The following is an 11,977-nucleotide window of genomic DNA, read 5'->3' as shown; positions in this document are numbered from 1 at the left end:
TAAAATGACCTTGTTGAAAAAGAGTTGGTGTATAACTGCAGCAATTGCCCTTTCTGTATTCCTAGCAGGGTGTGGAAGTGGAGAAGCGGTAGAGAATGTAGCTCAATACACATCGGAAATAGAAAATATTGATATTCCTAATGATGTCAAAGTCATCGGTTTTGGTGAAGCGACACACGGAAATATTGAATTTCAGACATTGAAAAAAGATCTATTTCAAGCATTAGTTGTAAATGAAGATGTCCGTGTCTTTGTTTTAGAAGGGGACTTTGGTGGTGCACAGCAAATTAATCAATTCATTTTAACTGGTTCTGGCACAGCTGAAGAAGCTGTAAATGCGCTGGATTATAAAATTTATAGAACAGAGCAGATGATAGAGCTTGTGCAATGGATGCATGATTATAACATGACAATAGATGAGAGTGAGAAGGTATATTTTTACGGCAACGATATGCAACGCTATGACTACAGTAAAAAAGGGTTGCTGGATTATTATGAAAAAGTGAACAGCGATGCGGCAAAAGGATATGGAACACAGTTGGCGCATGTTTCCAACGAGACAATGCGTGAATTAACAAATAGCCAACTGAAAGAACTCGATGAAACAATCGATACGATTATCTCAGATTTAAAATCAAATAGAACAGCATATATCACACTATCGACGGAGGAGACCTTCGCATTTGCTTCTCAATACGCACAAATCATGAAGCAACGCACACAGCTGTTTTTAAATGATAGTGATTATGCAGACCTTCGGGATCAATATTTAGCAAACAACCTGCAATGGATCGTTGATTTTGAAGCGACTCGTGGGCATGATAAAGTGCTTATTTCTGCTCACAATGGGCATATTGAAAAAACTTCCGCAACGTTAGCAGGGAACAAAGTAATGGGAGAGTATTTGGATGAGGTCTACGGTGAGGCATATTTTGCAATTGGGACGGACTTTATCGATAATACATTCCAAGCGTTAAATGCCAGTTCCGATAAACGTGAAAATAATACACTGGAGCATCATGATGATTTAGTAGATGCATTTAGTGATGTGGAAGAAAATATTTTTTATGTAGATTTTGAAAAAGCTAGTGAGTTAAAAGCGTTAAAGACTATTCTCTCTTCAGAACAGAAGATGGCGAATATAGGGGATGATTTCAGACCTTGGTATAAGTTAGCGAAGATGTTTTATACGATTAAAATGATACCAAATGAAGCTTATGACGGCATAATTGTTGTGAAAGAGGCGACTCCAACAACTGTTATTGAGTAATTTTTGCGCTGATTTATAAATTTGTCGTATCCTCTTTATACGTTTTGCTCGAACTACATTAATAGCTTGATTAACTGAAATTCTTCAGCTAGGTAAATTACCTAGCATGAAGAATTTTTTAGTAGATTTAAGGTACTGTTATAACCTAATTAAGATACAATTATTGTAACAAATGTAAAGTTAATAGGGGGCATTCTATGAAGAAGTATCATTATACTTTAGTCGATGTATTTACGACTGTACCGTTTGGTGGCAATCAGCTTGCTGTTTTTGAAGATGCAGAAGGTCTTACTACAGAAATGATGCAAGTACTTGCGAATGAATTGAATTTATCTGAAACTGCATTTGTTTTTCCATCAGACAACTTTCACAAAACGAAAAAGGTACGGATTTTCACACCAAAGTTAGAGCTCCCAATGGCAGGGCATCCGACTATTGGTGCAGCTTATGCGTTAGCAACAAATGAGACTGTTAAGACACATGAAGGTCGTAATGATTGGATTTTTGAAGAAGGTGTCGGTGACATTCCACTAACTGTGTATAAAGAGGGGAATATAATTACCAAAGTTGAGATGGAACAGCCAATAGCAGAGTTTGGCGAAAGATTTATGGATGTAGAAGCAGCCGCACAGCTTTTATCAATTTCTGAAGAGGATATTGATACAAAGCTTCCGATGCAAACTGTTTCGTCAGGTGTACCGTTTCTCTTTATTCCGATTCGTTCATTGGAAGCGATGCGAAAAATTCGTTTACGCACAGATATTTGGCAGGAACGTTTTAGTGCCACTCCAAGTCGTCAGCATATTTTTGCCTTTACGACAGAAACAGTTGAGGTAACCTCGCATGTACATAGCCGTATGTTTGCACCTGCCATTGGAATTTCGGAAGATCCAGCGACAGGAGGAGCGAGCGGCCCACTAGGAGCTTATTTAATAGAATATGGAGTCATATCTAATACAGAAGAAGGCATGTATCATATTCGTGGGGAGCAAGGATTTGAAATGGGGCGCCAAAGCCATATCGACATCACTATAAGGAAAGCCCGAAATACAATTCAACAAATAAAGGTTGGCGGGCCAGCAGTAATCAATGGCTCGGGTCAAATTTTTATAAATGAAGAAGGATGAATAAATTTTAATATAAAACTACTAGCGTAGAAAGGGCAGATCTTTGCTGATTTCTGCGCTTTTTAACTTTTATAGAAGGGAAAACAGAAAGTTCGTCAAATAAAGTTCTTAAAGAGGTATTAAAGTTATTTAAAAATGAGAATCATTAAAGGATGAGTAGTGTTTTTGAAGATGATGTTCCAAATGTTAAACTTGGCATCAATTTGTTATGGTTTTCAGCTAGAATCGCATAAGCAAGGAGGAGTGAAATGGATTTTTATCAACATAGTAAAGAAGATGTTTTAGAGGCGGTCAATTCCAACGAAAAGGGTTTGTCAAGTGAGGAAGTGCAATTACGTTTAGAGCGGGACGGCTACAATGAAATAGAAGACCAAGCAAAAGTACCTACCTGGAAGCTTTTTATAGATACTTTTAAAGATCCAATGGTAATCGTTTTACTAATAGCGGCAGGTATCCAAATTTTACTCGGTGAGATGGTCGAGTCATTAATCATTTTTATTGTGATACTCATTAATTCTGTGATTAGTGTTGTGCAGACTAGGAAAGCGGAAAGCTCGTTAGATGCATTACGAGATATGTCTGCTCCAGCAGCAAAAGTAATCCGTAATGGAACGAAACAGACAATAGCTGCAAGGGAACTCGTACAAGGAGATATTGTATTCTTAGAAGCTGGTGATTATGTTCCTGCAGACGGACGTGTTATAGAGAGCGGCTCATTAAAGGTTAATGAAGGGATGTTAACGGGTGAGTCGGAAGCCGTAGAAAAATCTATTGAGGCAATTCAGGGTGAAGTAGCCCTTGGTGATCGTCTTAATATGGTGTTTAGTAGCTCGTTAGTCGTTTATGGGCGCGGTACCTTTGTTGTTACGGGTACTGCAGAAAAAACAGAGGTCGGGAAAATTGCCGATTTATTGTCGACTGCTGAGCAAAAGGACACACCGCTTCAGCGAAAATTAAATGATTTTAGTAAAAAGCTTGGCATTGCAATTCTCCTGCTTTGTATCGTCATTTTTGGTGTGCAGGCTGCACGTATTTGGTTTGGTGGCGGTGGTACTGATACGACAACAGCGTTGTTGGACGCGCTTATGTTTTCCGTAGCTGTTGCGGTTGCCGCGATACCAGAGGCATTACAATCAATCGTAACTATCGTATTATCTGTTGGGACTAATAAAATGGCGAAACAGCACGCGATTATTAGAAAGCTCCCTGCTGTCGAAACGTTAGGATCAACAAGTATCATTTGCACCGACAAAACGGGTACACTTACACAAAACAAAATGACTGTTACGGATCATTTTTTACTTTCAGATAAAAATGAGCGATTGCCAGATAGCCCGGAAGAATGGGATGAATCTGAGCGATTGCTGGTTCTTATAGCGGCACTTTGTAATGATTCCTACATCAATATAGAGGGCCAGGAAGTAGGGGATCCGACAGAAGTGGCATTGATTAATTTTGTGAATAAACACGGTCTTGATTATGGGCATCTACGTGCAATGTATGAACGAGTTTCCGAAATACCTTTCGACTCGGATCGTAAGCTCATGTCAACGCTCTATAACATTGAGGGGGACAATATGATACTGACGAAGGGTGGCCCTGATGTCATGTTCAACCGTGTGAGTCAAGTATTAGTCAATGGTAAAGAACAACCGATTAGCGATGATTTATTAGGACGCTTTACGCATGCAAATGAAAGTTTCTCTAATCAGGCATTAAGGGTTTTGGCTTTTGGATATAAGCGTTTGCCAGAGGGGAAAACGCGCATTGTTCATGAGGATGAGTATGATCTTGTATTAGTTGGTTTAACAGCTATGATAGATCCACCTAGAGAAGCGGTATATAGCTCTATAGAGAAAGCGAAACAAGCAGGTATACGTACGATTATGATTACTGGTGACCACAAAACAACAGCGCAAGCTATTGGACGAGATATAGGATTAATGGAGGAAAATGATATTGCGGTTACGGGTCAAGAACTCGATGCGATGTCTGAAGAAGAACTAAATCAGAACTTAGATAAAATCTCAGTTTATGCACGTGTATCACCTGAAAATAAAATTCGTATTGTACGTGCATGGCAGAAAAAAGACGCAGTCACAGCGATGACGGGTGATGGTGTCAATGATGCACCAGCATTGAAACAGGCGGATATTGGGATTGCAATGGGGACAGGTACCGACGTTGCCAAGGATTCTGCTGCTATGATTTTAACAGATGATAACTTCGTATCAATTGTCGATGCCGTTCAAGTCGGAAGAACCGTGTTTGAAAACATTAAAAAAGCAATTGGTTATTTGTTTGCCGGGAACTTAGGAGCTATTATTGCTATCCTGTATGCAGTCACTTTCAGCTTACCCAATCCATTTACTGCATTGCAGCTACTATTTATTAACCTTGTAAATGATTCGTTACCGGCAATTGCCTTAGGGATGGAAAAGCCAGAACCCAATGTCATGAAAAAGAAACCTCGTGCAATGGGTGAGGGGATATTTGCTGGCGGAACGATGAAAGCGGTACTGACACGTGGCTTGTTAATCGGAATTGCCGTGATTATTTCCTTTTATATTGGGCTGTCGCATTCGAATGAAATGGGTGTAGCAATGGCATTTACGACGCTGATTTTATCAAGAACATTACAAACTTTTGTTGCTCGTTCTAATACACAGACATCAATAAGTTTTGGGTTCTTTAGCAATAAATATGTCATTGGAGCGGTCGTATTAGGCTTCGTGCTGTATGGTATTACTGTCTTACCATTCGCTCGTGATGTGTTCAATATCCCTGTAGAATTTGGTATGACTGATTGGCTAATTGCAGCAGGGCTTGCGCTAGCATCCGTCATTCTAATGGAAATCGTTAAAGTAATCCAACATAGAAATGTTTAATAAATGAAGAACACCCTTGAAAATCAATATGTTTTCAAGGGTGTTCGTATTTTTAAAGAGTTTTTTAGCTGAGCGTGAATACTTCTAAAATGAATCAGTTGTTGTTAATCATAGTAATGATTTGAATCGTATTGCCTTCCACTTCATATACCATTACTAATGTGTAAACACCTTTATCTTCATTTGAAAGATCGATTGTAAAATGATTCGCATTTGCTTCTAGTTGATCAACATCTATCGCTATTTCTTTAAACGTCTTATTATGTCTAAGCCCTAGTTGTGTAGGGTTAACATGTTTACCATCTAAGCCTTTCACTAGATTCTCCACATAGAAAGTTGAGTCCTGTCCAATTGGAGAAGGCATTTCAATCAGTTGAGGATCGGCAATTAGATTCTCTAATTTTTTTAATCCTTGTAGTGGAGAGAAATTTGTCACTTCATTGCCCGTGATATCCAATGTCACTAGGTTTTTCGCATATTGTAAACCTTCAAGACTCGTTACTCGCTCTGTTCGAGAAGTAATAGCAGTTAAGCTTGTCAGTTTATGCATATCAGCTAGTGTGATGTCACCTGTAATACCTAATGTTTGTTTAATAGATGTGTTTAAAAGTGCATCAGGTACTGTGACGATTAGACTCATATCGATAGCTACTAATGCTTCTTTTGCTTGTTTTAGCAACTCTAGAGCTTGATCAATGTCTGTTTGAGTAGCTTGTTTATTTGCTAGAATTGCTTCTGCTTGTGCAATGCTTGTTTGTAAGACAGCCATACTCTCAGATGTATAGTCTTCTGCATTGATTGCTTTCGCTTCTTCAATAATGGCTTCTAACTCTTGTGTAAATACACTATCTGGGTTAGCAAAATGTAATTTAGCAACTCCCCATGTTGCGTGGTCAGAGCCATTTCCATTACCACCGTCAGTAACGACTAATTTTAATTCTTTAGCGCCACTAATATTCACGTCGATGAACTTTTGAGGTTCTCTAGAAGTCATTAAGCCGCTGTCGAATTGCTTTTCTCCATCAACAAACACTTGGAATATAACCGAGCCAACACTACCATACATTTGGCGGTCTACACCAACGAATGAAGTAAAGTAATCGGCATCTTTATCCGTTAAATCATAGACAATTGTTGAATTAGAATGTGCGCCAATACCTTTTTCGTAAGCTATTTCGCTTCCATCCTCTTTAGTTAATCGTAGAGCTTTATCACTTATAGATGTATCTTTCTTAGGAGCGGTATAGCTGTTTTGAGTAGATTTCCAGTCAAAATCAGATAGATAGTTGTAATCATCCATATTTACTACAGAAATCGTTCTTTTCTTAGTGACCTCATTGCCGTCACTATCAGCGACAGTATAAGTAAGCTCATACTTGCCAGCTCGATCAAAGTTTACTTGATTTGCTCCTGTTACTTGTACAGCAGCTGTTAAATCGCCATCTTCTGCATCAATCGCAGTATATTGCTCATTGATGTCAATAGGAGTCCCTACTTTAGTTGCAGTTGATTTAGGAATTGTAAGCTGAGGAATCCCATTTGAAATATAGAATTTGGCATCGGCAAAGTCTGCGTGGTCAGATGCATTACCATTACCAGAATCACTTGCGATCAGTGTTAATTCTTTAACATCGTTCAAAGGGATTCTAACTACTTTTGCTTCGGTGTTATATCCCATAACCCCGCTATTATAGATTTCTTCGCCGTCTGCCAATACTTTGAAAGTAACACTTGAGTTACTATTTTCTGTGATATTTCTGTCCACACCAACTAGCGTTTCAAAGTAATCATAGTTTTTGTCTGCAAGATCATAGACAATTTCAGAATTTGCATGTGTACCAATCCCTTTAGCAAATTCTTTATTTTCGCCATTAACGAGTACTTTGATAGATTCTCCAACTGAAGCCTTATCTTTGTTAACCGTTTTCCAAGCAGTTTGTGCAGACTTCCAATCTGTATTACTTGCGAATGTAGCATCACTATAGACATAGATTTCTCTTGCCTTAGTGACAGTATTGCCATCACTATCAGTGACAGAATATTCTACAGTATACGTGCCTGTTTTATTCACGTTGAAGTCATTCGTTGTTACTCTCACTTGTTCGATTAAGTTACCATCTTCTGTATCAAATGCTTTTACATCTTTCAAAATATCAAAGTCACTGTTTAGCTTCACGAATGTAAGTTCTTCAGACACAGTTAATGTAGGTTTACTAGAATCTGTTGTGAACTTCGCATCAGCCCATACGGTATGGTCAGCTGTATTACCGCCATTATTAGCATCTGTGGTTACTAGTTTAACTTCCTTTGCACCTGTAACTGGAACTTTAACAAATTCATGTTCCGTATTAGCTTTAAATATATCACTACCGAATTTCTTCTCGCCATCCACCCATACTTCAAATATTGCAGATGAAGATTTTCCTTTCATCGCTTGATCGATTCCGATATAGCTCTCAAAGAAATCAAAGCCTTTTCCATCGATGTCGTAAACAACTTCTGAATTCGCATGTGCACCGATACCTTTTGCATAAGTTGCATCAAGACTTTGTCTAATTAAAGTGATAGTTCCACCAGAAACGGATTTATCCTTTTGTAATGATCCCCAACCAACATTTATTGATTTAGCAGTTAAATCAGAGATATATGCAAAATCACTTGTTACTGTAACTTTAGTTGTTTTTGTTTCTGTAATTTCAGCATTCTTTACTTCGTAAACAATTTCATAGTTATCTTTTTTGGTAATATCGACAGTATTAGATTTTATCACTACGTCTTTTGTAATATCATTTCCTTCGAAGTTAAGTGCTTTCACATAATCCATTGGATCAAATTCTTGGTGCAATTTAAGAGTTAGATGATTTTCAACTGCTATTGTTGGTTTAAATGAATTAAATTCAACGGGCTCTAAGGCTTTTAACTTTTTGTCATATACAACAATTTGATACGTATAGTTTTTACTTATATCTACCTCTTTATCAATAAAACTATTTGTAGAAGTAAACCCTATAACTTTACCATTTCTAATTATTTCAAACCCTAAAAGGTCTTCAGCATAACTCTTATCCATAGTAAAGTTTAAAGTATTTATACTCTTTTCTGCATTTGGAACAATACTTACTCCAACAGAGACCTTTTTATCTTTTATTCCGTTTCCTGTGTACCCTACTACAGAGTTATTTAGATACCATAATTTTTCATTCGGTTTCTTATACTTACTAGTCAACTCTCTTGTTTCTTTGCTGACTGTAAAACCATGTCTAGCGAAGTACTCGCTTAAATCAAGTTTTAATACTTCAGAAGAAAGTTCAACTAAATATTGTTGCTTAGAGATTTCTCCATTTGTCAGTTGTACATCTCTTTCTCGATAGAGACTATTTAAGTCACCCCAGTATCCAGGGCTGTACATTTCTAATTGCCAAAATACGCCTAATTTTTCAAACAATCCTTGATCAATGTAATCTTTCAAGTTTTCTTCGAGTACATTGTTATAGATATATCCCTCATATGGTATACGATTATCTATTTGACCATAATAAGCCGACATATGTTGTGGTAACATGTTATTTGTTGTTTCACCATATAATCTAGCGTTTACATCCATTCTATGTCCAATCTCATGGGTCAAGCCCCATGATGGACCTCTCACTTCAAATGGAATTAAGTGGTTAGCCATAACATCACCTTGTACACCGATATGGTCAGTGTATGCATACATATAACCAAATGGTTGTGCAAGTCGTACATTTTCTCTAATTAATTTAGGGTCTTGCTTTTTACTACTTGCATCCAATCCGTAATATCTAAATATTTCTTCCATATGAGTATTATAAGATTCAATTGTTTCTATCGGGCTATAACCATTCTCAATATACGTTTTGTAAGCACCAGTTGCTGTTCCTGTCCAAACAATATGATCACTTACAAATTCAAATACATCTATCACTTCTCTGTCTTCAACATTTGGATGTTTCGCAGTATCTTCATCTAGTTTCTGTTTATATTCTTTTAAGAATGATTTGAACTCTGCTACGTTCGTATCTTTCGTTGAGAAAGGAATTTTTTCCACGCCTTCAAATCGAATTTTTGGGGCACTCCCTTGTTGTTCTTCTGTATAAGGATTAATAATGTAAATACTTCCACCTGGTGTTACATCATGTTTATACCAGCTATCTTTGTTAACTTGAGGTACCGTTATCTCGTTTTTACCAGGTACTAGAGCGACATCTCTTCTCCAATTTGCAAAAGAACCATCTTGTTGCGCAAAAGATAACTTTGGTAATGGACCATTTGTATTTGCATCAACATATACTGTGATTTTGTCTCCAGGCTGTGCTGCAAATCCTGTAGGCTGTAGGTTGTTACCGAAGCCGAATTTTAAGTTTTCTTTCGCGTGCTTCACCATATCTCCACGTTGTTCTGCTACAACAATAGTTCCTTCACCGTTTACTTCACCTTGTACAATCTTTTTAGCTAAATCTAAACGTTCTTTAAAAATATCATACAGTGGGTGTGCTTTCGCTTCATTTTCTAATGCATTAATTTTATCTACACTATTGAATTCTGGTACTACCGCACTCATTGTTCCGTCCGTGAAGATATTATCTACTTTATCTGCTACAGCATCTTCTGTATAGAATGCTAATTCTGCTAAGGAAGCCCAGTTTTGAGTAGATTTCTTGACCTTAAATTTAACGCGTTTAAATGTAGTAGGTTCAAATTTAGCTTCTACTAATCCGGCGACTACATTATGTCTCCCAGTTGTCACAAGCTGATACGTATCACCTTTAGACGTTTGAGAAGCATAGATTTCGAACTCTTCAGCGAACCCTTTACGGTCAGATTTTCTTGCCCCATACATGATTCTGTTTAGTTTTACTGCTTCTTTGAATTCTACTTCTACTTCATTTGTGAAATCAGTTGAATTACCTTTATTCGTTTCCCAATAAGTATCTAGGTCGCCATCAATGGCGTTTCCAATTACGGCACTACCATAGTTACCCGCATTGTTTCGAATACTCTTAATGTTGTCATTATCCACTTTAAATAATTTGGAGTAGTCTTCATTAGCGTAATGCTCAAATGGTTTTGTTGCAGCTGTAGTTGCTTCTACTTTTTCTTCATTTAGTAGTACTTTGGCGTTTTCGAAGTCCTCCTTATACAGTTCATATAGAGGATGTGATTGAGCACTTTGCTCTAACGCTTCTAATTTTTCTAACGTATGGAATTGCTCAGATACTTTATTTTGGTGTTCGTCCGTAAACAAGTTGTCAATCTTATTAGATATACTATCTTCTTTATAGAATCTGAATTCTGCTGCGAACGGTCTATCTGTATATGCTTTCTTGAATTTAAACTTGATTCGTTTAAACTTTGTAGGTTTAAATTTGAATTCTAAGAAATCACTTGTTCTTACCGCTTCGCCACTAGAAACAAGTTGGAATGTTTCCCCTTTACTAGTTTCAGATGTGTAAATTTCGAATTTTTCTGGGAAGCCTTTTTGATTCACAGATCTAGCTAAAAAGGCTATTCGATCTAGCACTTCTGCTTGATTTAATTCGAATACTACTTCATTTGTAAAGTTCGCAGCATTGTTCTTGTTTGTTTCCCAATGAGTGTTTGGTTGATCATCTAACATAAATTCTGGTTTTGTAGTAGGATAGCTACCACCATTTGTTGTTACTTTTGATACGTTAGAATTTGGCATTCTGAACGTGTCACTATAAGCATTTTCGAATTCTGTGCCATAGCCTTTTAATTTTGAAACAGTTGCTGTAGTTGATTCGATATCCTTTTGATTTAGAAGGGATCTAGCATTTGCTATATCTTCTTTAAATAGAGAATAGAGTGGATGAACTTTTGCCTCTTCTTCTAATTTATTTAAAGCATCTATTGTATTAAACGATTCGTTTACAGTACTGAATGTATTATCTGTAAATAGGTTACCCATTTTGTCAGATACTTGGTCTTCTTTATAGAATAAGAACTCCGAAGCACTTGCCCAATCTTGATTTGCTTTTTTATAGATAAACTTTAAACGTTTAAATTCAGTGGGCTTAAATTGGATTTCAACAATATCTCCTGTAGAACCTTTATATTCACCAGAAGAAACTAATGAAAAGTCATCACCTTCATCTGTAGATGAACTGTAGATTTCAAACTCTTGTGCAAAACCTTTACCTTTCGCGCTTGATTGACGGGCAGCGTAAACAATTCGATTTAATGAAGTTGTTTCGTTGAAGTTAAAGATAACCTCATTAGTAAAAGTTGCATTATTGGCCTTACCTGTTTCCCAATGGGTATTCATATCACCATCGATTGCTTTTGAAAGGGGAGATCCAGAGTAGTTCCCGCCGTTGTTCGAAATTGATAGGATATTAGATTTGTCCATTTTAAAGACTTCATTATATGTATTTAGTAAGTCACTTCCGTATAAATAAAACTTACTTACACTAGCATTACTTACTTGTTTAATGTTACTTGTTGTTGTAACTTTTGTTTCTTGATTTTGATCAGCTAAGACATTAAATGGTGCACCGACTAAACTTAAAGCCATAGCCGCGGCTGTTGCAATTTTAATTACCTTCATTTAAATTTCCTCCTGATGAATTATTCCAAAGATGTACATAAAAAAACTACTCAATAAGAGTAGTTTTTTTCCTATAAATGTTTCATAAAAATAGTGTTACCTA

General features: G+C 37.0%; 4 protein-coding genes. 3 read left to right on the top strand and 1 reads right to left on the bottom strand.

What is annotated here, in order from left to right; genetic code table 11:
- Window positions 1-4: 4 nt before the first annotated feature.
- From ACIQZG_RS06165 to ACIQZG_RS06155, 3 genes are all read left to right on the top strand, one after another.
- A complete protein-coding gene (locus ACIQZG_RS06165; RefSeq protein WP_402754295.1) occupies window positions 5-1,270 on the top strand; it encodes an erythromycin esterase family protein in 1,266 nt (421 codons plus the stop codon).
- A 197-nt stretch (window positions 1,271-1,467) separates the two neighbouring features.
- Window positions 1,468-2,397, top strand: a complete 930-nt coding sequence (locus tag ACIQZG_RS06160) for a PhzF family phenazine biosynthesis protein (protein ID WP_402754294.1) — start codon at window positions 1,468-1,470, stop codon at window positions 2,395-2,397.
- Window positions 2,398-2,645: 248 nt separating this feature from the next.
- On the top strand, window positions 2,646-5,285 hold the full coding sequence (locus ACIQZG_RS06155) for a cation-translocating P-type ATPase (RefSeq protein WP_402754293.1): 2,640 nt from the start codon (window positions 2,646-2,648) through the stop codon (window positions 5,283-5,285).
- Window positions 5,286-5,379: 94 nt separating this feature from the next.
- Here the strand turns inward: ACIQZG_RS06155 and ACIQZG_RS06150 are convergent, their stop codons facing one another.
- Window positions 5,380-11,874, bottom strand: a complete 6,495-nt coding sequence (locus tag ACIQZG_RS06150) for an NPCBM/NEW2 domain-containing protein (protein WP_402754292.1) — start codon at window positions 11,872-11,874, stop codon at window positions 5,380-5,382.
- Between the last annotated feature and the right edge of the window lie 103 nt (window positions 11,875-11,977).

Origin of the sequence: Lysinibacillus sp. NPDC096418 (assembly GCF_044762775.1) — a bacterium.
In the GTDB taxonomy this organism is placed as follows: Bacteria; Bacillota; Bacilli; order Bacillales_A; family Planococcaceae; genus Lysinibacillus.
The sequence above is the reverse complement of the archived record's forward strand: the minus strand, read 5'-3'. Positions and strand labels throughout refer to the sequence as shown.

Bases quoted from the DNA above. Each gene is read 5' to 3' on its own strand.
- ACIQZG_RS06150 (WP_402754292.1), bottom strand. From the start codon at position 11,874: ATGAAGGTAATTAAAATTGCAACAGCCGCGGCTATGGCTTTAAGTTTA.
- ACIQZG_RS06160 (WP_402754294.1), top strand. From the start codon at position 1,468: ATGAAGAAGTATCATTATACTTTAGTCGATGTATTTACGACTGTACCG.
- ACIQZG_RS06165 (WP_402754295.1), top strand. From the start codon at position 5: ATGACCTTGTTGAAAAAGAGTTGGTGTATAACTGCAGCAATTGCCCTT.
- ACIQZG_RS06155 (WP_402754293.1), top strand. From the start codon at position 2,646: ATGGATTTTTATCAACATAGTAAAGAAGATGTTTTAGAGGCGGTCAAT.